The 21,459-nt window shown below is 72.5% G+C and carries 18 protein-coding genes and 1 pseudogene; 10 read left to right on the plus strand and 9 right to left on the minus strand.

Translation table 11 applies throughout. The annotated features are described in order from the left end of the window. The first annotated feature begins 31 nt into the window (after positions 1–31). On the plus strand, positions 32–601 hold the full coding sequence (locus ABZ858_RS06050; RefSeq protein WP_361373151.1) for a TetR/AcrR family transcriptional regulator: 570 nt from the start codon (positions 32–34) through the stop codon (positions 599–601). A 105-nt stretch (positions 602–706) separates the two neighbouring features. Further along, the gene (locus tag ABZ858_RS06055; RefSeq protein WP_361373153.1) at positions 707–3,397 is read left to right on the plus strand and encodes a SpoIIE family protein phosphatase; all 2,691 of its coding nucleotides are present in this window, start codon (positions 707–709) and stop codon (positions 3,395–3,397) included. On the opposite strand, the gene ABZ858_RS06060 is transcribed toward ABZ858_RS06055, so the two are convergent. The 5 genes from ABZ858_RS06060 to mdlC all read right to left on the minus strand — a co-directional run bounded on the left by ABZ858_RS06060 (position 3,385) and on the right by mdlC (position 10,308). Further along, positions 3,385–4,779 (minus strand): condensation domain-containing protein, encoded by a 1,395-nt coding sequence (locus tag ABZ858_RS06060; protein ID WP_361373155.1) that lies wholly within the window; start codon positions 4,777–4,779, stop codon positions 3,385–3,387. The genes ABZ858_RS06055 and ABZ858_RS06060 overlap by 13 nt on opposite strands. A 92-nt stretch (positions 4,780–4,871) precedes the next feature. Next, positions 4,872–5,696, minus strand: a complete 825-nt coding sequence (locus tag ABZ858_RS06065; protein ID WP_361373157.1) for a hypothetical protein — start codon at positions 5,694–5,696, stop codon at positions 4,872–4,874. Between the two features lie 82 nt (positions 5,697–5,778). Beyond that, the gene (locus tag ABZ858_RS06070) at positions 5,779–7,026 is read right to left on the minus strand and encodes an aromatic acid/H+ symport family MFS transporter (RefSeq protein ID WP_361373159.1); all 1,248 of its coding nucleotides are present in this window, start codon (positions 7,024–7,026) and stop codon (positions 5,779–5,781) included. Positions 7,027–7,209: 183 nt separating this feature from the next. Next, positions 7,210–8,664, minus strand: a complete 1,455-nt coding sequence (locus ABZ858_RS06075; RefSeq protein ID WP_361373161.1) for a benzaldehyde dehydrogenase — start codon at positions 8,662–8,664, stop codon at positions 7,210–7,212. A 63-nt stretch (positions 8,665–8,727) separates the two neighbouring features. After that, complete coding sequence (mdlC, locus tag ABZ858_RS06080) at positions 8,728–10,308, minus strand: benzoylformate decarboxylase (protein ID WP_361373163.1); 1,581 nt, start codon at positions 10,306–10,308, stop codon at positions 8,728–8,730. 77 nt (positions 10,309–10,385) lie between these two features. Between mdlC and ABZ858_RS06085 the strand changes: the two are divergent. From ABZ858_RS06085 to ABZ858_RS06095, 3 genes and pseudogenes are all read left to right on the plus strand, one after another. Further along, positions 10,386–10,863: pseudogene (locus ABZ858_RS06085) on the plus strand (LysR family transcriptional regulator); the annotation flags it as partial. A gap of 276 nt (positions 10,864–11,139) precedes the next feature. Beyond that, complete coding sequence (gene ctaD / locus ABZ858_RS06090; RefSeq protein ID WP_361373721.1) at positions 11,140–12,819, plus strand: cytochrome c oxidase subunit I; 1,680 nt, start codon at positions 11,140–11,142, stop codon at positions 12,817–12,819. Continuing rightward, the gene (locus ABZ858_RS06095) at positions 12,816–13,187 is read left to right on the plus strand and encodes a cytochrome C oxidase subunit I (protein ID WP_361373165.1); all 372 of its coding nucleotides are present in this window, start codon (positions 12,816–12,818) and stop codon (positions 13,185–13,187) included. Before ctaD ends, ABZ858_RS06095 begins: the two co-directional genes overlap by 4 nt. A gap of 53 nt (positions 13,188–13,240) precedes the next feature. On the opposite strand, the gene ABZ858_RS06100 is transcribed toward ABZ858_RS06095, so the two are convergent. After that, a complete protein-coding gene (locus tag ABZ858_RS06100; protein WP_361373167.1) occupies positions 13,241–13,930 on the minus strand; it encodes a GPR1/FUN34/YaaH family transporter in 690 nt (229 codons plus the stop codon). Positions 13,931–14,014: 84 nt separating this feature from the next. Between ABZ858_RS06100 and ABZ858_RS06105 the strand changes: the two genes are divergently transcribed. The 5 genes from ABZ858_RS06105 (at position 14,015) to ABZ858_RS06125 (ending at position 20,019) form a co-directional block, all read left to right on the plus strand. After that, positions 14,015–15,103: a sulfite oxidase gene (locus ABZ858_RS06105; RefSeq protein WP_361373169.1), complete on the plus strand. Its 1,089-nt coding sequence runs from the start codon at positions 14,015–14,017 to the stop codon at positions 15,101–15,103. A 342-nt stretch (positions 15,104–15,445) separates the two neighbouring features. Beyond that, a complete protein-coding gene (gene kdpF / locus ABZ858_RS06110; RefSeq protein ID WP_018566520.1) occupies positions 15,446–15,535 on the plus strand; it encodes a K(+)-transporting ATPase subunit F in 90 nt (29 codons plus the stop codon). A 7-nt stretch (positions 15,536–15,542) separates the two neighbouring features. Continuing rightward, complete coding sequence (gene kdpA / locus ABZ858_RS06115; protein WP_361373171.1) at positions 15,543–17,204, plus strand: potassium-transporting ATPase subunit KdpA; 1,662 nt, start codon at positions 15,543–15,545, stop codon at positions 17,202–17,204. A 41-nt stretch (positions 17,205–17,245) separates the two neighbouring features. Further along, complete coding sequence (kdpB, locus tag ABZ858_RS06120; RefSeq protein ID WP_361373173.1) at positions 17,246–19,345, plus strand: potassium-transporting ATPase subunit KdpB; 2,100 nt, start codon at positions 17,246–17,248, stop codon at positions 19,343–19,345. A gap of 5 nt (positions 19,346–19,350) precedes the next feature. Continuing rightward, on the plus strand, positions 19,351–20,019 hold the full coding sequence (locus ABZ858_RS06125) for a potassium-transporting ATPase subunit C (RefSeq protein ID WP_361373175.1): 669 nt from the start codon (positions 19,351–19,353) through the stop codon (positions 20,017–20,019). 43 nt (positions 20,020–20,062) lie between these two features. Here the strand turns inward: ABZ858_RS06125 and ABZ858_RS06130 are convergent, their stop codons facing one another. Genes ABZ858_RS06130 through ABZ858_RS06140 form a run of 3 tightly spaced genes read right to left on the minus strand, consistent with a single transcriptional unit; the run spans position 20,063 to position 21,450 of the window. After that, positions 20,063–20,671, minus strand: coding sequence for an ATP/GTP-binding protein (locus ABZ858_RS06130; RefSeq protein WP_361373177.1), 609 nt, complete (start codon positions 20,669–20,671; stop codon positions 20,063–20,065). Next, a complete protein-coding gene (locus ABZ858_RS06135; RefSeq protein ID WP_361373179.1) occupies positions 20,652–21,026 on the minus strand; it encodes a DUF742 domain-containing protein in 375 nt (124 codons plus the stop codon). Before ABZ858_RS06135 ends, ABZ858_RS06130 begins: the two co-directional genes overlap by 20 nt. Then, positions 21,019–21,450, minus strand: coding sequence for a roadblock/LC7 domain-containing protein (locus tag ABZ858_RS06140; protein ID WP_361373181.1), 432 nt, complete (start codon positions 21,448–21,450; stop codon positions 21,019–21,021). The genes ABZ858_RS06135 and ABZ858_RS06140 overlap by 8 nt, the downstream gene beginning before the upstream one ends. Positions 21,451–21,459: the final 9 nt, after the last annotated feature.

The following is a 21,459-nucleotide window of genomic DNA, read 5'->3' on the forward strand; positions in this document are numbered from 1 at the left end:
ATAATCCCTTCAGGCAAAGGAAGGGGCGGCTGTGCCACGCGCTGGACTCACCACCGAACGCCTGGTCCGGGCCGGTGCGGAACTCGCCGACGAGGTCGGCTTCGACCAGGTGACCGTCTCCGCGCTCGCCAGGCGGTTCGACGTCAAGGTCGCGAGCCTGTACTCGCACCTGAAGAACTCGCAGGACCTGAAGACCAGGATCGCCCTGCTCGCCCTGGAGGAGCTGGCCGACCGGGCCGCCGACGCCCTCGCCGGGCGGGCCGGCCGGGAGGCGCTGGCCGCCTACGCCGACGTCTACCGCGACTACGCCCGCGAGCACCCGGGCCGCTACGCCGCCGCCCGGCTCCGCCTGGACCCCGAGACGGCGGCCGCGAGCGCCGGCGTACGGCACGCGCAGATGACCCGGGCGATCCTGCGCGGCTACGACCTCCCGGAACCCGACCAGACGCACGCCGTCCGCCTGCTGGGCAGCGTCTTCCACGGCTACGTCAGCCTGGAGCTGGCCGGCGGCTTCAGCCACAGCGCCCCCGACTCGCAGGACACCTGGGCCTGGGTCCTGGACCGCCTGGACGCCCTGCTGCGCACGCCCTCGGGGTCCTGAACACCCCTGAACGATCTTGGCAGGGCCGGAAATGACCACCGTCCCCGCCAAGGAACATCCGGCCAAGCCGTGACGACTCGGGCATAGCGATGCTACAAAGGCCGAATGGAAGACCGTTTTGCCCGTCTTCGACGCATACCCGGACGGTCGCTGGTGGGAAAGAGCCCACGAAGCGTCGCCGGACAGGTCTTCATCCTGCAGGTGGCCCTCGTGGTACTGCTGGTGGCCTGCGCCGTCCTCGCCCTCGTCCTGCAGTCGCAGCGCGACACCGGCGCCGAGGCCCGACGCCGCTCCATCGCCGTCGCCGAGACCTTCGCGCACTCCCCGGGTGTCCTGGCCGCCCTGCGCGCCCCCTCCCCGACGGCCGTGCTCCAGCCGATGACCGAGGCCGGGCGCAAGGCGGCGGGCGTGGACTTCATCGTCGTCATGGACACCCACGGCATCCGCTACACCCACCCGATGCCCGACCGCATCGGAAAACGCTTCGTGGGCACCATCGCACCGTCCCTGGCCGGAAAGGTCCACACCGAGAGCGTGAACGGGCCGCTCGGCCACGAGGAGCAGGCGACCGTCCCCGTCGAGAACGACGCCGGCCATGTGGTCGGTCTCGTCTCCGCCGGGCTGAAGGTCAAGAACATCACCAGCCGGGTGGACCGGCAGATCCCCATCATCCTGACCGCCGGAGCGGCCGCCCTCGGCCTGGCCACCGCCGGGACGGCCCTGGTCGGCAGGCGCCTGCGCCGCCAGACCCACAGCCTCGCCCCGGACGAGATGACCCGCATGTACGAGCACCACGACGCGGTGCTGCACTCCGTGCGCGAGGGAGTGCTCATCGTCGGCGGCGACGGCCGGCTGGTGCTGGCGAACGACGAGGCCCGACGCCTCCTGGACCTGCCCCCGGACGCCGAGGGACGGCCCGTCGACGGCCTGCCCGCCCTGGAACCGGAGACGGTCGAACTGCTCACCTCCGGCCGTGAGGCCACCGACGAGGTCCACCTGGCCGGAGCCCGGCTGCTCGCCGTTAACCAGCGGCCCACCGACCGCGACGGCGGCCCCGAGGGCACGGTCGTCACCCTGCGCGACTCCACCGAACTCCAGGCCCTGTCCGGCAGGGCCGAGACCGCCCGGGAACGGCTCAAGCTCCTCTACGACGCCGGACTGGGCATCGGCACCACCCTGGACATGGTCCGCACCGCAGAGGAACTCGCCGAGGTCACCGTCCCCCGCTTCGCCGACTTCGTCACCGTGGACCTCGCCGACGACGTCCTGCACGGCGCCGACCCGGCCGCCACGGCCACCCACATGCGCCGCGTCGCCGTCCGCGGGGTGCGCGACGACCACCCGCTCTACGAGAAGGGCCGGCTGATCGACTTCCTGCCCTCCACACCGCAGGCCCGCGGCTACGGCAGCGGCTGCCTGGAACTGGTGCCCGACCTGCCGTCGGCGGCCGGCTGGCGGGCCCAGGACCCGGAACGCGCCGGGAAGATCATCGACTACGGCCTCCACTCGCTCGTCTCGGCCCCGGTCCGGGCCCGCGGCGCCGTCCTCGGCGTGGCGAACTTCTGGCGCGCCAAGGAACGCGGCCCCTTCGACGAGGAGGAACTCTCCCTGGCCGAGGAACTGGTGGCCCGCGCCGCGGTCAGCATCGACAACGCCCGCCACTACACCCGCGAACACGCCCTCGCCGTCACCCTCCAGCGCAGCCTGCTGCCCCGGGCCCTGCCCGAACAGAGCGCCATCGAGGCCGGCTACCGCTACCTGCCCGCCCAGTCCGGGGTGAGCGGAGACTGGTTCGACGTGATCCCGCTGCCCGGCGGCCGGGTGGCCCTGGTCGTCGGGGACGTGGTCGGCCACGGCCTGCACGCCGCCGCCACCATGGGCCGGCTGCGCACCGCGGTGCACAACTTCTCCACCCTCGACCTGCCCCCCGACGAACTCCTCAGCCACCTGGACGACCTCGTCGGCCGCATCGACCAGGACGAGACCTGCCCGGAGACCGACGCGAACGTCGTCGGCGCCACCTGCCTGTACGCCGTCTACGACCCGGTCACCCGCCGCTGCGCCATGGCCCGCGCCGGACACCTCGCCCCCGCCCTGGTCCGTCCGGACGGCGGCGTCACCTTCCCCGACCTGCCCTTCGGCCCCCCGCTCGGACTGGGCGGCCTGCCCTTCCGCACGGCCGAGACGGTCCTTGAGGAAGGCACCCAGATCGTGCTGTACACCGATGGCCTCATCGAGGACCGCCACCGCGACCTGGACGAGGGCATGGAACTGCTGCGCGAGGCGCTGGCAGACCACCCCGACCGGTCGCCGGAGGACAGCTGCCAGGCGGCGCTGGACGCGCTGCTGCCCCCGCGCCCCAAGGACGACGTCGCCCTGCTCATCGCCCGCACCCGCGCCCTGCCGCCCGACCGGATCGCCGGCTGGGACGTGCCGCCCGACCCGGCCGCCGTCGCCACGACCCGCGCCGCGGCCTGCGCCCAGCTCGACCGGTGGGGACTTTCCGACCTCTCCTTCCAGATGGAACTCGTCCTGAGCGAGCTGGTCACCAACGCCATCCGCTACGGCTCCCAGCCCGTCCACGTACGGCTGATCCTGGACCGCGCGCTCATCTGCGAGGTCTCCGACGGCACCAGCGCCTCCCCGCACCTGCGCTACGCCGCGACCACCGAGGAGGGCGGCCGGGGCCTGTTCCTGGTGGCGCAGACCACCGACCGCTGGGGCACCCGGTACACCCCCGAGGGCAAGGTCATCTGGGCCGAACTGGCCCTGCCGGGGCAGTCTCAGACGCGGTGAGACCGGGCCACCGAGACGATCACCTCCCGCAGCTGCTCCACGTACAGCCGCATGTTCTTGCAGGCGATCTCGGTGTCCGGGATGCGGCTCGCGAACTGCAGTCCCTCGTGCAGCCGGTTGATCCACGCGCACACCTGATCGCCGTAGGACACCCGGATCAGGCCGTAGGCCCGCAGCTCGGACCAGCGCTCGGAGCCCGGGATGCCGCGGGCGTCGACGAAGGAGACGATCGAGTACAGGTCGGGCGAGGTGGGGCGGAAGTCCGCGCCGAGCAGGCGCAGCACCCGGGCGAGCGGCATCCGGGCCAGCGGCCGGTTGGCGCGCAGCTGCGCGTTCACCATGCGCAGCAGGGCCGGGAAGTCGGGCGCCTCGGCGGTGCGGACCTCGATGGGCGCCCCGCCGACGTACCAGCCCACGGAGTCCATCCACTGCGACTTCCTCCTGGTGTGGAAGGGGACGACGGTGCGGTAGACCGGGTGGCCGCCGATCTCGTGGACGATGCGGCTGGTGGCCGCGAGGATGCCGACCAGGCTGCCGCCGTAGGGGCGGCAGTACGCCTCGAACCCGGCCGCGTCCTCGGCGTCCACCAGCATCTCCTGCAGAAACCTCTGCCGGGGCAGCTCACCCGCCGGGTCCAGGCCGAGGTCGAGCGGGAAGTTGGGCAGCCGGCCGTCGCACCGGCCGATGAACTCCCGCCAGCGCCCGACGATCGCGTCCGTGCCGTCGATCCCGTCCGCGACGGCCCGCTCGGTCCGGCAGAAGTCGACATAGCTGCTGACCGGTCCGCGCTGCGGCGGGATGCCCGACAGGGCCGCCGTGTACAGCTCGTGGATCTCGGCCGGGATGCGCTGCACCGAGTACGAGTCGACATTGCTGTGGTCGAACGCCATGTACACGCTGGTCCCGTCGTCCCGGACGACCGCCGAGAAGAGGAAGTTCGGCCAGCGCAGGGCGTCCGCCGTCACGTCGAACCGGTTCTGGAGGTATCGCGTCAGGCTGTCCGCGTCGCGGAAGTCGCCGACGGTCTCGCGCCGCAGCGACACGTCCTCGGCGCCGAGCGTGAACCGGCGCATGTCGTCGCCGGTCCACCGGAAGCCGCTGCGCAGCGTCTCGTGCCGCAGCATCCAGCCGCGCAGGGCCTCGCCGAGCACGTCCAGATCGACTCTGCCCGGGATGTCGAACGCCGTGCCCAGCCAGGTCGGCACGAACAGGCCGCTCTCCCGTACGGTCCGGGCCGTCCTGATGTGCGACTCCTGGATGTAGGCGGGCGGCCGGGAGTCGTCGGGCAGGCCGGTCGCGGTCTCGACGGACGCCGGGGCGAGCGTCCACTCGACGAGTCGTCCGGGCCGGACCTCGCAGCGCTGGATGTCGGTCAATCGCAAGAGAAGCCTCCGTCGCAGAGGGGGTACAGGGAAGCAACTGCGTACGGGCACGGGTGGTTGCGGGTGGCCGGCCTCCGGTCCGGGGCGCTCCCTCAGCGGGTGGGCAACTCGTCGTAGGTGCGGAAGGTGTAGGCCGCGTCGTAGGACATCAGGTTGCCGCTCGCGGCCGGCAGGCCCAGCCGCCGGTTCAGGGCTCCCGTCAGCGGGCCGCAGCCCTTGGCGGCCGGGGCCGTGAAAGTGTCGTCGTAGGCGGAGAATTCGATGAGGGGCGGCTGCGTGGACACCCACACGGAGGGGCCGGACCGCTTCAGCGCGAAGTCGACCGGTGCGTCGGTCCCGATGAGGCAGCCGTGCGGCAACAGGGGGCCGACCAGCCGGAAGCGCAGGCTGAGGCGGCCGGTGTAGAAGTCGGAACGGCCGCCGTACTCGGGCCGTATCGCCAGGCGGAGCAGGCCCGCGTCCCCTGCCTGCGGGATGCCGGTGAGTCCGCCGGGCACGGGGGTCGCGGCGCTGTGCATCGCGCCCCACACCTGCCCCGGCGAACCGTCGGGCAGCGGCCCCTCCGCGTGGGTCATCGTGATCGGCGCGAGCGTCACCGTGACACCGCCCATCGTCAACCGCGGGGCGGCGCTGTGCACTTCGCAACTCCAGCGGGCCGGGTCGGCACCCGCGGGCAGGGATGGGCAGTCGCTGAAGTCGGCCGGTGGGCGGGGAGCGGCGGTCGGGCCGGGAGCAGTCCGGCCGACGGCCGGTACGGTCTGCGTGGTCTGCGTGGTCTGCGTGGTCTGCGCGGCGTCGGCCGGGAGGGCGCCCGCGAGCCCCACGAGGGCGGCGGTGCCCGCCAGGACGGCTGCGGCACGGCGGGCGAGCCAGGGGCGGGGGCGGGGGCGAACATGAGGTGCGGTCGTCTTCTGCATGATCCACAGCCTGCCGGAGCATCCCGGGTCGTCACTATCCGTGATGACCCCGGTCCTACCCTGAGTCGCCCCTGATACCCCGTCAGGGTTCGACCCCGACCGCGGTCCTCCCTTCCACCCGCGGCAGCACGAGCACCGCGGCGAAGCCGAACACCGCGACCGCGGCGAAGAAGTAGAAGCCCCAGGGGTGGCCGATACCGGCTGTGACCAGGGCGCCGGCCACCGAGGGCCCGACGATCGAACCGAGCCGGCCGATGCCGGAGGCCGAACCGAGGGCGGTGCCGCGGATGTCGGCCGGGTAGAAGCCGGTCACGTAGGCGTAGACGAGTACCTGGGCGGAGAAGACGAACACGCCCGTGAGGAAGACGGCCACGTCCAGCACCAGGTCACTGTGCATCCGGACGCTCAGACAGGCCAGCATCAGCACCGAGAGCGCGAACCAGACGAGCGTGGTGCCCTTGATGCCCCGCCGGTCGGCGACGAAGCCGCCGACGGCCAGTCCGGCGACCCCGCCGGCGTTGAGCACCAGCAACTGGGTGACGGCCGTGGGGACGGGGTAGCCGGCCTCGTTCATCAGCTTGGGCAGCCAGGTGTTGAGGCCGTAGACCAGCAGCAGCCCCATGAAGGAGGCCACCCACACCCCGATGCCCGCGCGCAGGTACGCCGGCCTCAGCAGCTCGGTGAACGGCACCCGCCGCGAGGCCGCCGTCTCCTCGGTGCGGACGAACGCCGCCGACTCCGGCAGTCGCAACCACTGCACGACGACGGTGACCAGGCCCGCGGCGCCGAGGACGTAGAAGAGGATCTGCCAGTCGTCGGTGACCTGGAGGGCCAGCAGCGAGGTGATCACGGCCCCGGTGTGGTAGCCGGTCATGGTCAGCGTGCTGGCCCGGGCCCGCCGCGTCGCCGGCATGCGCTCGGCCGTCATCGTCAGCGACACCGGCATGCAGGCGCCCAGGCCCAGCCCGGCGGCCAGGCGCAGCAGGGCGAACATCGTCACCGACCCGGCCAGCGGCACCAGCAGGGTGAAGACGGAGAACAGCAGCACCGAGCCGATGAGCAGCCGCCGCCGCCCCAGCCGGTCGGCCAGCGGGCCCACGCAGAGCGCGCCGATGGCCACCCCGACGAGCGAGAGCGTGGCGATCGTCGTCGCGTCGCCCGCGGTCATGCCGAGGTACCGGGTCCTGAGCAGGACCGGGATGATCGCGCCGAGGACGACGAGGTCGTAGCCCTCCAGCAGGACGGTGATCCAGCACAGGAGCACGGTCCAGGCACCGCGCCCGCGGCCGCCGGCCCGCGCCGGGGCGCGGGACGTGACGGCGGATGTCATCGGGACTACCCCCAGGGGACGGACGGGCCCGGGCGACGGGAACGGGCTGGACACGGGCAGGCCGGACATGAGCGGGCCGGAGCGTGAGCCGGCCGGACATGAGCGGGCCGGAGCGTGAGCCGGCTGGATGTGAGCGGGCCGGGCATGAACGGGCTGGATGTGAGCGGGCCGGGCGAGGGGGCGTCAGAACGGGTAGTCGGCGATGTCCGGGCGGACCGTGACCCACTGGGTCTCGGTGAAGGCGTCGATGTTCGCGGCCGGACCGCCGAACCGGGACCCGGTGCCGGACGCCTTGACCCCGCCGAAGGGGGCGTTGGGCTCGTCGCTGACGGTCTGCTCGTTGATGTGGACCTTGCCCGAGTCGATCCGGTCGGCGAGCCTCATCGCCGTACCGACGTCCCCGAGGATGCCGACCGACAGGCCGTACTCGCAGTCGTCGACGATCCGCGCGGCCTCCTCCAGGGTCGAGAAACCGATGACGGGAGCGACGGGGCCGAAGATCTCCTCGCGCCAGGCCGGCATGTCGGGCGTGAGGTCCGTCAGCACCGTCGCCCGGTAGCAGGCGCCGTCGATCTCCCCGCCCGCGGCGAGGGTCGCGCCCGCGGTGACGGACTCGGTGACGATGCCGTGCACCCGTTCGAGCTGGCGCCGGTCGATGATCGGGCCGAGCGCCACGTCCTCGCGCGCGGGGTCGCCGACCGGCAGCGCCGCGGCCTTCGCGGCGAGCGCGGCGGTGTACTCGGCGAGGAGCGACTCGTGCACGATGTGCCGGCCGGTCGTCATGCAGATCTGGCCCTGGTGCAGATACGAGCCGAACGCGCCGGCCGAGGCCGCCTTCGCCACGTCCGCGCCTGGCAGCACCACCAGGGCGTTGTTGCCGCCCAGTTCCAGATGGGCCCGCTTGAGCAGCCGCCCCGCCCGCTCGCCGATCGCCCGGCCGACCGGCGTGGACCCGGTGAAGGAGACCACCCGCACTTCCGGCGCCTCCACCACCGCCCGGCCGACCTCGCCGTCCCCCGGCAGCAGGTGCAGCAGTCCCTCCGGCAGCCCGGCCTCCTCGAAGATCCGTGCGATGACGACGCCCCCGCTCACCGCGGTGCGCGGGTCCGGCTTGAGCAGCACCGCGTTGCCCAGGGCGAGCGCGGGCGCCACCGAGCGCAGTGCCAGGATCAGCGGGAAGTTGAAGGGCGCGATCACACTCACCACGCCGGCCGGACGGCGCCGGGCCAGCGACCAGCGGGCCTCCTCGGAGGTGAGCACCTCGCCCTGCGGATGGGTGGGCAGGCCGGCGCACTCGAAGCACTCGCCCACGGCCAGGGCCACCTCCACCCCGGCCTTGGCGCGCACCGAACCGGCCTCCCGCACCAGCCAGTCCTCCACCTCGGCCGCGTACTCGGTGAACAGCTCGCCCGCCCGCCGCAGCACGGCCGCCCGCTCCTGCGGGGCCCGCGCCGCCCATCCGCGCTGCGCCTTCGCCGCCCGCGCGGCGGCCCGGCCCACGTCCTCGGCCGTGGCCACCCCCACGGTGCCGAGCTGGTCGCCGGTGGCCGGCTCGACCACCGGCCGGGCGTCGGCGGCGTCCGTCCAGTCGCCGCCGAAGAGCTTCTTGGCCCAGATACCGCTGTCCAGAAGTGCCATCGAAGGTCCTTTCATCGAGAAGGCCGGAAGGCCCGGTCCGGGGGTGATGCCCGCAAGGCCCGGTCAGGAGGGGGTGGTGAGCGCCGTGTCCACCTGGATCAGCCGCGGCCCGCCGGGGCGTTCGGCGAGGGCGGCCCGCAGTTCCGCGGCGCCGCCGACCTGCCGGGCGCACACCCCGTAGCCCTCCGCGATCCGGGTGAAGTCCAGGCCCGGGATGTCCAGGCCCGGGGCGTCCGGCACGCCGAGCAGGCCGCCGAACCAGCGCAGCGCGCCGTACGTCCCGTTGCGCAGCAGCACGATCGTCACCGGTACCCGGTGCTGGGCGGCCGTCCACAGGGCGGTGACGCCGTAGTTGGCCGAGCCGTCCCCGATCACGCCCACGACCGGCCGGTCCGGCTGCGCCAGGGCGACCCCGACCGCGGCGGGCAGGCCGAAACCGAGTCCGCCGGCGGCCGGGAAGTAGTACGAGCCGGGCCGCCGCAGGTCCATCTGGCGCCACCAGGCGGCGTTCGTCGAGGTCGACTCGACCACGTACGCCGTGTCGCCGGGCAGCTCGTCGCGCAGCGCCGCGAACACCTGCTCGGGGTGGAGCAGCGGGCCCTCGGCGCGGGCCGGCGCGGGGACGGGGCGGTAGGGGCCGGGCGGCGCGGCGGGGGAGCCGAGCCGGTCGGTCAGCAGGTCGATGACGGCTCCCGGGTCGGCGACCAGCGCCCCGCCCATCGGGGCCCGCGCCGCCGCCGAGGCGTCCTCGGTCACCTGGATCAGCCGGGTGCCCTCGGGCAGGTAACGGCCCGGCAGGTACTCGTGGTAGCGGAAGACCGGAGCGCCCAGCACCAGCACCAGGTCATGGCCCTCGAACGCCGCGCAGACGGGCGCGATCCCGGCGGGCAGCACCCCGCGGAACAGCGGATGCCGGTTCGGGAAGGGCAGCCGGAACGCGGACGGGGCCGCCCACACCGGGCCGCCCAGGCGCTCGGCCAGCCGCACCGCGTCCTCGAAACGCCCGGCCGAGTCGATGTCGCCGCCCAGCACCAGCGCGGGCCGCCGCGCCGCCGCGACCTCCTCGGCCAGCCGCCGGGCCTGCGCGGGACTCGGCGCGGCCGCCCGCTCCACCCGCCGGTCCAGGACCGCCGGGCTGTTCTCCCCGGCCTCGGCCGCCCAGTCGTCGTAGGGGACGGACAGGTACGCCGGCCGCCGCCGCAGCGTGGCCTCGAAGACGGCCTGCGCGAGCGCGCGCGGCACGTCCTCGGCGCAGGCCGGCTCCGCCGCCCAGCCGACCAGCGGCTTCATCAGGGTTGGGGCGTCCACGTTGGCCAGGTTGGCCTCCGGGCCGACGGCCGCCCGCACCTGCTGGCCCGCCACGATCACCAGCGGGGTGCGCGAGGACACCGCGTTCGTCAGCGCGCCCATCGCGTTCCCGGAGCCGGCGGCCGCGTGCAGGTTGACCAGCACGGGCCGCCCGGAGGCCTGCGCGTAGCCGTCGGCCATGCCGACGACGGCGCCCTCGTGCAGACCGAGCACATAGCGGAAACCGGCGGGCAGGCCGGCCAGGAACGGCAGCTCGTTGGAGCCGGGGTTGCCGAACACGGTGGTCAGTCCCTGGCGCTCCAGGAACGCGTGGGAGACATGGCGCACGGAGGGCACGGGCGGTCCTTTCCTGTGACGCGGCGCACACTGTGGTGCCTCGCACGCTAGGCACCACGCGACATGAGCGCCAATAAATGATGAGTGTGCGCGACATGGGCTGCCTCGATACGAGGACCTTCGGCCTCAATCCCGCCCGCGCCTTCGTACCGTGGTACGAGACCGGCAGCGTCACCGCCACCGCCGAGACGCTCCATGTCACCCAGCCGACCGTCAGCTACAGCCTCGGCAAGCTGCGCCGGCACTTCGACGACGCACTGTTCCGGCGCACCGGCCGCGGCCTGACGCCCACCGCGGGCGCCCGCCGGCTGTACGGGCCGCTGCGCCGCGCCCTCGCCGAGATCGACGGCGCTGTCCGCCAGGCCGACGCCTTCGACCCGCGACCATGCCGGGCCGCTTCACCGTCGCCCTGTCCGACCTCGGCGAGGCCACCCTGCTGCCCCGGCTGCCGGCGGCGGCGCGCGAGCGGGCGCCCCGGTGCTCACCTCGCACCGCACCGTGCGCATCCCGGTCTTCCACGAGCGCTACGTCGGTATGGTCGCCGCCGACCACCCGGGGCGACTCGGCCGAGGTGCTGGGGGAGTGGGTGAGCGCCGCCCAACTCCCGCCCTACGCCGTGACACCGGACCGGCCCCGCCCGTGCCGCACGGCCCACCCGGACCCGCGCGGAGTAGGCCGACCGGGTGCATTCTGCCCGGTGTTGGGCCATCCCGGCGACGGCTGAGGGGGCTTCACGCGCGCGAGACGCAAGGATGGGACGGAGCCCTGCGGGCAGCCCCGCGGAACTCACGCATCCATGTCTTGCTTGAGAGAAAGCGTGTTACGGGCCGCATGACAGACGTTCAGCACCGCACACCGGAAACCACCGGTCCCCGTCGTCGCCTGCGGCCCGGAGCCGTGGTGGTGAACTGGGTGACGACGACCGATCACAAGACGATCGGCTCCCTGTACCTGACCACCTCCTTCGCGTTCTTCCTGGTCGGCGGCGTCATGGCGCTCCTCATGCGCGCCGAACTGGCCCGCCCGGGCCTGCAGATCGTCTCCACCGAGCAGTTCAACCAGGCGTTCACGATGCACGGCACGGTCATGCTGCTGATGTTCGCGACGCCGCTGTTCGCCGGCTTCACGAACTGGATCATGCCGCTGCAGATCGGCGCCCCGGACGTGGCCTTCCCCCGGCTGAACATGCTGGCCTACTGGCTGTACCTGCTCGGCTCGCTGATCGCGGTGGGCGGCTTCCTCACCCCGGACGGCGCGGCCGACTTCGGCTGGTTCGCCTACTCGCCGCTGACCGACGCGGTGCACTCGCCCAACGTCGGCGGCGACATGTGGATCATGGGCCTGGCGCTGTCCGGGTTCGGCACCATCATGGGCTCGGTCAACTTCGTCACCACCATCATCTGCATGCGCGCGCCCGGCATGACCATGTTCCGCATGCCGATCTTCGTGTGGAACGTGCTGCTCACCAGTGTGCTGGTGCTGCTGGCCTTCCCCGTCCTGGCGGGCGCGCTGCTCGCCCTGGAGGTGGACCGCAAGTTCGGCGCCCATGTGTTCGACGCGGCCAACGGCGGACCCCTGCTGTGGCAGCACCTGTTCTGGTTCTTCGGCCATCCCGAGGTGTACATCATCGCGCTGCCGTTCTTCGGCATCGTCACGGAGATCATCCCGGTCTTCGCCCGCAAGCCGATCTTCGGCTACATGGGCCTGGTCGGCGCGACGATCTCGATCGCGGGCCTGTCCGCGACCGTGTGGGCGCACCACATGTACGTCACCGGCGGTGTGCTGCTGCCGTTCTTCTCCTTCATGACCTTCCTGATCGCGGTCCCGACCGGGGTGAAGTTCTTCAACTGGATCGGCACCATGTGGAAGGGCAGTCTCTCCTTCGAGACCCCCATGCTCTGGTCGGCGGGCTTCCTGGTCACCTTCCTCTTCGGCGGTCTGACCGGCGTCATCCTGGCCTCGCCGCCGCTGGACTTCCACGTCTCCGACAGCTACTTCGTGGTGGCCCACTTCCACTACGTCGTCTTCGGCACGGTCGTCTTCGCGATGTTCGCCGGCTTCCACTTCTGGTGGCCCAAGTGGACTGGCAAGATGCTCGACGAGCGGCTGGGCAAGATGACCTTCTGGATGCTGTTCATCGGCTTCCACACCACCTTCCTGGTGCAGCACTGGCTGGGCGCCGAGGGCATGCCGCGCCGCTACGCCGACTACCTGGCGGCCGACGGCTTCACCGCGCTGAACATGGTCTCCAGCATCGGTTCCTTCCTGCTGGGCCTGTCCATGCTGCCGTTCCTCTACAACGTGTGGAAGACGGCCAAGTACGGGCAGAAGGTCGGCGTCGACGACCCCTGGGGCTTCGGCCGTTCGCTGGAGTGGGCGACGTCCTGCCCGCCGCCCCGGCACAACTACGTCACCCTGCCGATGATCCGCAGCGAGTCCCCGGCGTTCGACCTGAACCACCCGGAGGTCTCGCTGGCGGACAAGCGGGAGAACCTGGGCCTGCCGACATGACGGACGCGGCAGCCGGGCGCACGGGCCGCGAACCGGTCCGGTCCGCCGAGGTGGTCAACCAGGTGGAGGGCTACCTGCTGTGGCAGGCCCGCGTCGCCGAGGCCGAGGAGCGGGCCCGGGCGTTCACCGCACCGCTGCACTGGCTGACCACCGCGCAGCGCGAGGAGATCGAGGAGCACTACGCCCGCGACTGCCTCGCCCGCGCCCGCGCCGACCTCCAGCGCGTCGCGGACCGCTGCCGGGCGCTGCGCGGCGAGTACGAGGCACGGTACCGGCGGCTGCGGGCCCGCTGTCTCGCCCTCGTGATCGCCGGCATCGCGGTGGCCGCCGCCGCGGCCCTGCTCGCCGCCACGATCACCCAGCCCTGACCCGCCCGGCCGGGGCTCTCCGCACGGGAGTCCCGCCCGGCCGTGTCGCGATGTCACAGCTGCTTGCGCACGCCGGGCTCCTGCGGCAGGCGGGAGTGCTGCCCGTCCAGATCCTCCTCCAGGGCGCGCCGGGCGTCGCCGCGCCGCCAGATCGGCAGCACCGTCCGCTGCCGCAGGTCCTCCAGGAGAAAGGCGGTCCCGGCGTACAGGGCGAGCACCACCAGCAGCAGCGCGGTGGCGCCATCGGCGCGTTCGACGGCGCGGGGCGCGCCGAGCTGGTACGCCGCCGCCAGCGCCGCGCGCACCACCGAGACGCTCAGGACGGCCCCGAGCAGCACCTTGCCGGAGAACGCGGTCACCGCCAGCGGCACGAGCATGAGGGCGAAGGCGCTCAGGTACATGCCGAGCGCGACGCTGGTCTGCTGGGCGGGCGCGACGATGTGCAGCGTCCCCAGCGCCGCCCAGGACGACGCGAACAGCCCGAGCGCCGTCGCCGCGCCGGTGTCCCGGGCCAGGAAGGCCATCACCGCGGCGAGGAACTGGAGCGGGAAGACGAACACCGCCAGCAGGACGCCCGCCGGCCGCACCTGATCTCCGGAGATCAGCCCGAGTCCGGTCCCGGCCAGCAGGGCCATGCCGATGCCGAAGCAGAAGAAGCCCAGGGGCAGCGGATTGCCGTACGGCCGGACGGTGACGGTGGCCGCCCGCCGGCCGTCGCCCGCGGGCCCGTCGGAGCGGATCATGCCTGCCGCGTACCCGTCAAAAAGGGCGGAAAACGCCCTCACCGGTCGGGTTCGGCGGACCCGGCCAGGGTTACCCGCCCCTTCGTGGGACCGTGGGGCAAGCGCAGCGACATGGTGGTGCACGAACGCGAGCCGTTCAACGCCGAGCCGCCCCGGGCCGCCCTGGCCGAGCAGCGCATCACCCCCGTCGACGCCTTCTACAGCCGCAATCACGGCCCCGTGCCGCGGATCGACCCGGCGCGATGGCGGCTGCGGGTGGACGGCCTGGTCGAACACCCGCTGGAACTGGGTCTGGGCGAGCTGCGGGACCGGTTCGAGGAGGTCGAGGCGGCGGCCACCTTGCAGTGCGCCGGGAACCGCCGGGCCGGACTGGCCGCGGTGCGCGCCATCCCCGGCGAGGACCCGTGGGGCCCCTGCGCCACCGGCACCGCCCGCTGGACCGGAGCCCGCCTGCGCGACGTGCTCGCCGCGGCCGGCCTGCGGCCCGGGGCCGCGCACATCGCCTTCAGCGCACCGGACGTCTCCGCGCTGGCCGAACCGCCCCAGCCGTACGGCGGCTCCGTCCCGGTCGGCAAGGCCCTGGGAGCCGAGGTGCTGCTGGCCTGGGCGATGGACGGGCAGCCGCTGCCCCGGGCGCACGGGGCCCCGCTGCGGGCGGTGGTGCCCGGCTGGATCGGCGCCCGCAGCGTCAAGTGGCTCACGGCTGTCACCGCCCTGAGCGAGCCCTCGGACAACTACTTCCAGGCCACCAGCTACCACCTGCTGCCCGCGGGGACCGATCCCGGCCGGGCCGCTCCCGGGTCCGGCATCCCTCTCGGGCCCATCGCCCTGAACTGCGACATCCTCCGCCCCGACGACGGTGCCCGGCTGCCCGCCGGGCCCGTCCGGATCACCGGTTACGCCTTCGCCGGCGAGGACCGTACGGTCGCCCGGGTCGACGTGTCCCTGGACCGGGGACGCTCCTGGTGCCAGGCCGCGCTGGACGAGGCGGAGAACCCCTGGGTGTGGCAGCACTGGCGGACCACCCTGGAGCTGCCGCCGGGCGAGACCGAGATCACCGCGCGGGCCTGGGACTCCACCGGCGCCCTCATGCCGGAGTCACCGGCCCAGCTGTGGAACCCCAAGGGGTACGCCAACAACGCCTGGGCCCGTATCCGCGTCACCGCCCGGTAGCTCGCCACCGTGGTGTGCGCCGGCGTCCGGCGGCACCGCCCGGCCCCGCACCGTCCACTCCGGCCACGTCCGGCCCCCAGTGTCTCTGCTGCGCACAGCCGCGGCGGGCCACGTGGACCTTTCCGGTGGCCGGGTCCGTCAGGGCTGCGTCAAGGCCCTGGCCGGCGCCGTAAGAGAGGCGTCAACGCAGGGCGCGACCGGGCCGGTGAGGGGATTTCCTCTACTCGTCCGACGCAATCGAACCTCACTCCAGGAGCCCACGATGGCCGATCTGGCCTTCGTCGTCACCACACTCGCGGTCTTCGCGCTGGTGGCCCTCGTCGCCAGGGGGGTGACGAAGCTGTGACCGCCGAGAACGTCGTCGGCCTGATCGTGGCCGTCGCCCTGCTGGGATACCTCGTCCTCGCCCTGATCTTCCCGGAGAGGTTCTGAGCCCGCCATGAGTCCCGTACTTGCCGGCGCGCTCCAGCTGCTCGCGCTGATGGCGGCGCTGGCGCTCGCCTACGTCCCGCTCGGCGGCTATCTGGCCCGGGTCTACTCCTCGGACAAGCACCTGCGGGTGGAGAAGTGGATCTACAAGGGCATCGGCGCCGACCCGGACACGCAGATGCGCTGGCCCGCCTACCTGCGCGGTGTCCTCGCCTTTTCCGTCGCCGGAGTCCTCTTCCTCTACCTGCTCCAGCGGCTCCAGGGCGTACTGCCCGGCTCACTGGGCTTCGCCTCGGTCGCTCCCGCGCAGGCGTTCAACACCGCCGCCTCGTTCGTGACCAACACCAACTGGCAGTCGTACGCCGGTGAGCAGACCATGGGGCACGTCGTGCAGACCGCCGGCCTGGCCGTGCAGAACTTCGTGTCGGCCGCGGTGGGCATCGCGGTGGCCGTCGCGCTGGTCCGCGGCTTCGCCCGCTCCCGCACCGGCGAACTGGGCAACTTCTGGGCGGATCTGGTGCGCGGCACGGTCCGGGTGCTGGTGCCGCTGGCGGCCGTCGCCGCCGTCGTCCTGGTCGCCTGCGGCGCGATCCAGAACTTCTCCGGCATCCACGAGGTCGGCCAGTTCATGGGCGGCTCGCAGCAGTGGAACGGCGGCGCGGTCGCCTCCCAGGAGGCCATCAAGGAGCTGGGCACCAACGGCGGCGGCTACTTCAACGCCAACAGCGCCCACCCCTTCGAGAACCCGACCCCGTTCACCAACCTGTTCGAGATCTTCCTGATCCTGGTCATCCCGCTCGCGCTGACCCGCACCTTCGGGCTGCTGGTCGGCTCGGTGCGCCAGGGCTACGCGATCCTGGCGACGATGGCCACGATCTGGGTGGGTTTCACCGCCCTGATGATGTGGGCCGAGTTCGCCCACCACGAGGGCGCGTTGCAGCTCGCGGGCGGGGCGATGGAGGGCAAGGAGACCCGCTTCGGCGTCGGCGCCTCCTCCGTCTTCGCGGTGGCGACCACGCTCACCTCGACCGGGGCGGTGGACTCCTTCCACTCCTCCTTCACCGGGCTGGGCGGCGGCATCACCATGCTCGGGATGATGCTGGGCGAGATCGCGCCCGGCGGCACCGGCTCCGGCCTCTACGGCATCCTGATCATGGCGGTGATCGCGGTGTTCATCGCCGGCCTGATGGTCGGCCGCACCCCCGAGTACCTGGGCAAGAAGATCGGCTCCCGCGAGATCAAGCTCGCCGCCTGCTACATCCTCATCACCCCGGCGCTGGTCCTCGTCCTCACCGCCCTCTCGGTGGCGCTGCCCACCCCGCCGCACTCCGCCCTCAACCCGGGCGCGCACGGCTTCTCCGAGATCCTGTACGCCTTCACGTCCGCCGCGAACAACAACGGCTCGGCCTTCGCCGGCCTGAACGCGAACACGGACTGGTTCAACACGACCACCGGGCTCGCCATGCTGCTCGGCCGCTTCCTGCCGATGGTGTTCGTCCTGGCGCTGGCCGGCTCGCTGGCCGGGCAGACGCCGGTGCCGCACACCGCCGGCACCCTGCGCACCGAGAAGCCCCTGTTCACCGGCCTGCTGGTGGGCGCGATCCTGATCGTCACCGGTCTCACCTACTTCCCGGCGCTGGCGCTGGGCCCGCTCGCCGAAGGGCTGGCGTGATGACGACCCGTACCGAAAGCCAAGAGGACCAAGAGGACTCCATGTCCGCACTCACTCCCACCCGGGCGCCGCACGGCGACGGCCCCGCAGGGCACCAGCCGGCCGAGAGCCGCGTCGGGGCCGGCCTGTTCGAGCCGGGGCAGCTGCTCAGGTCGCTGCCGGCCGCCGTCCGCAAACTCGATCCGCGGGTGATGGTCAAGTCGCCGGTGATGTTCGTGGTGTGGATCGGGTCGGTGCTGACCACCGTCTTCTCCTGCACCGACCCCGGCGACTGGTTCGGCTGGACGATCAGCGCCTGGCTGTGGCTGACCGTCGTCTTCGCCAACCTCGCCGAGGCCGTCGCCGAGGGCCGGGGCAAGGCCCAGGCCGACACCCTGCGCAAGGCCAAGACCGGCACCGTCGCCCGCCGGATCGGCGCGGCCGGCGAGGAGCACGTCCCCGGCACCGACCTGCGCATCGGTGACCTCGTCGTCTGTGAGGCCGGTGACGTCATCCCCGGCGACGGGGACGTCGTGGAGGGCGTGGCGAGTGTCGACGAGTCCGCCATCACCGGTGAATCGGCCCCCGTCATCCGGGAGTCCGGCGGCGACCGCAGCGCGGTGACCGGCGGGACCAAGGTGCTGTCCGACCGTATCGTCGTCAAGATCACCACCCGGCCCGGTGAGACCTTCATCGACCGGATGATCAGCCTGGTCGAGGGCGCCGCCCGGCAGAAGACGCCCAACGAGATCGCGCTGAACATCCTGCTGGCGTCGCTGACCATCGTGTTCCTGCTGGCCTGCGCCACCCTGCCGGCCTTCGCGCACCAGGCCGGCACCCGGCTGACGCTGGTGGTGCTGGTGGCCCTCCTCGTCTGCCTCATCCCGACGACGATCGGCGCGCTGCTGTCCGCGATCGGCATCGCCGGCATGGACCGGCTGGTGCAGCGCAACGTGCTGGCCATGTCCGGCCGGGCCGTCGAGGCCGCCGGTGACGTCTCCACGCTGCTGCTCGACAAGACCGGCACCATCACCCTGGGCAACCGGCAGGCGGCCGAGTTCGTGCCGGTCGCCGGCACCACCGAGGCCGAGGTCGCCGACGCCGCCCAGCTCTCCTCGCTGGCCGACGAGACACCCGAGGGCCGCTCGGTCGTGGTCCTGGCGAAGCAGGCGTACGGGCTGCGGGAACGGCACCGGGGCGAACTGGACGGCGCCGAGTGGATCGCGTTCACCGCGCAGACCCGGATGTCCGGCGTGGACGTCGACGGGCGCAGGATCCGCAAGGGCGCGGCCGGATCGGTGGCCGCCTGGGTCGAGGAGCGCGGCGGCACGGTCGCCGCGGACACGGACACGGTCGTGCGCCGGATCTCCGAGGCGGGCGGCACGCCCCTGCTGGTCGCCGTCGAGGACGGCCGCGGCGCCCGCGTCCTGGGCGTCGTCCACCTCAAGGACGTCGTCAAGGACGGCATGCGGGAACGATTCGCCGAGCTGCGCCGGATGGGCATCAGGACCGTCATGATCACCGGGGACAACCCGCTGACGGCGAAGGCGATCGCCGAGGAGGCGGGCGTGGACGACTTCCTCGCCGAGGCCACCCCCGAGGACAAGATGGCCCTCATCGAACGGGAGCAGGCCGGCGGCAAGCTGGTCGCGATGACCGGCGACGGCACCAACGACGCCCCGGCCCTGGCCCAGGCGGACGTCGGCGTGGCGATGAACACCGGCACGTCGGCCGCCAAGGAGGCCGGCAACATGGTCGACCTCGACTCCAACCCGACCAAGCTCATCGAGATCGTCGAGATCGGCAAGCAGCTCCTCATCACCCGGGGCGCGCTGACGACGTTCTCCATAGCCAACGACGTCGCCAAGTACTTCGCGATCATCCCGGCGCTCTTCGCGGCCGTCTATCCGGGCCTGGACAAGCTGAACATCATGCGCCTGTCCTCGCCCGACTCGGCGATCCTGTCCGCCGTCGTCTTCAACGCGCTGATCATCGTCGCGCTGGTGCCGCTCGCCCTCAAGGGCGTGCGCTACCGGCCGACCAGCGCCGACCGGATGCTCCGCCGCAACCTCGGGATCTACGGCATCGGCGGGCTGATCGCCCCCTTCGTCGGCATCAAGCTCATCGACATGCTCCTGTCCCTCATTCCCGGAATCGGCTGACCGCCATGAACAACTCCCTCGCCAACACCGCCCGGTTGCTCGGCGCGGGGCTGCGCGCCCTGCTCGTCCTGACCCTGGTGACCGGCGTCGTCTATCCCCTCGTCGTCACCGGCGTCGCCCAGGGGCTGTTCCCCTCGCGGGCCGACGGCTCACCGGTCCGGGAGGACGGCCGGGTCGTCGGCTCCTCGCTCATCGGACAGCGCTACGACCTGCCCCTGGCCAAGGGGCAGCAGACCCCGCGGGCCGATCTGAAGTGGTTCCAGGGCCGCCCCGCGAACGGGCTGGCCGCCAACAGCGTCAACACCCGCTACCACCTGCTCGTGTCCGGCGCCACCAACCTCGCCGCCGACAACAAGGTGCTCGTCGCCCAGGTACGGGCCGCGCGGGCCGCCGTCGTCAAGGACAACTCGGTGCCCGGCCACCCCGTCAGCCCCACCCAGGTCCCCGCCGACGCGGTCACCTCCTCCGGCTCCGGGCTGGACCCGGACATCTCCCCGCAGTACGCACGGCTCCAGGTCCGCCGGGTCGCCGAACGCAACGGCCTGCCCGTCGCCCGGGTGCGCAAGCTCGTCGAGGACCACACCGAGGGCCGCACCCTCGGCTTCATGGGCGAGCCCCGGGTCGACGTCCTCCGGTTGAACATCGCGCTCAGGGAACTCGTCGCCGGGCACTGACCCGGGGCCGGGAGGCGGCGCGCGGGCGGCCCGGGACCGGGGATCACACGGTCACGGGCCGCCCGGCGGCAGGCGCGAGGCGGGCCGCGGCGTGGTCGCGGGCCGCCTCCAGCACACCGAGGAGGACCTGCTTGCTGGAGGAGCGGTCCCGCACGTCGCACAGCACGACCGGCGTGGCCGGATCGAGGTCCAGCGCCGCCCGCACCTGATCGGCCGTGCAGTCGCGCTGCCCGTGGAAGCAGTTGACGCCCACGGCGAACGGGATGCCGCGCTCCTCGAAGAAGTCGATCGAGGCGAAGGACGCCTCCAGCCGGCGCGTGTCGGCGAGGACGACCGCGCCGAGCGCGCCCGTGGCCAGGTCGTCCCACATGAACCAGAACCGGTCCTGGCCCGGCGTACCGAACAGGTACAGCACCAGTTCACCGCTGATCGAGATACGGCCGAAGTCCATCGCCACCGTCGTCGAGGTCTTGCGTTCCACCCCGGACAGGTCGTCCACGCCGAGGCTCGCCTCGGTCATGCGTTCCTCGGTCTCCAGCGGGGGCACCTCGCTCACCGAGGCCACCATGGTGGTCTTGCCGACCCCGAAACCGCCCGCGATGAGGATCTTCAACGCGGTGGGCATGACCGGATCAGAGCTGACGGATACCATCCATCACCCTTTCGATGAGTTCCACGCTCGGCCGGCTCTCCCGCCCCGGCGGCGACTGCACCAGGATCAGCGAGGCGTCGAGCAGATCGCCGCACAGCACCTTCACCACGCTCACCGGCAGGTCCAGCAGGGCGGCGACCTCCGCGACCGCCAGCGCGCGGTCCCGGCAGAGTTCGAGGATGTGGGCCGCCTCCGGCTCCAGCCGGCCGGCGCCCGTCTCCCGCGCGGAGCGCGCCACGACCAGGGTGATCAGCGTGAACGCGTGCTGACTGTGCTGGGTGCGGCCACCCGTGATGGCGTACGGCCGTAAGTAGCGTCCGGCCTCCGGTTCGTCGTGCCGGCGCGGTTCAGCCATTCTGGGCGTGGCCGCCGGACGGGGACGGGAGGCGCGGCGGGGCCGTCAGGTACTGGCCCACCTGCTTGACGAGCGTGCCCATCTCGAACGCCATCATGCCGACGTCCACCTCCTCCGAGGCCAGCGCCGCCAGCCGCGCCCCCTTGCCCGCGGCGGTGACGAAGAGGAAAGCCTTGTCCATCTGGATGACCGTCTGCTGCACCTGCCCGCTGTGGAAGTGGCGCGCGGCGCCGCGGGCCAGGCTGTGCACGCCCGAGGCCACCGCGGACAGGTGCTCGGCGTCGTCGCGGAGCATGTCCTTGGACTTGCCGATCAGAAGGCCGTCCCCGGAGAGCACGATGGCGCAGCGGATCTCCGGGATCCGGTCCACCAGGCCGTCCAGGAGCCAGTCCAGCTGACGTCCGGTCTGTCCCTGCTCAGTCATTGCGTAACG

Source organism: Streptomyces sp. NPDC047017 (genome assembly GCF_040644175.1).
Taxonomy (GTDB): Bacteria; Actinomycetota; Actinomycetes; order Streptomycetales; family Streptomycetaceae; genus Streptomyces.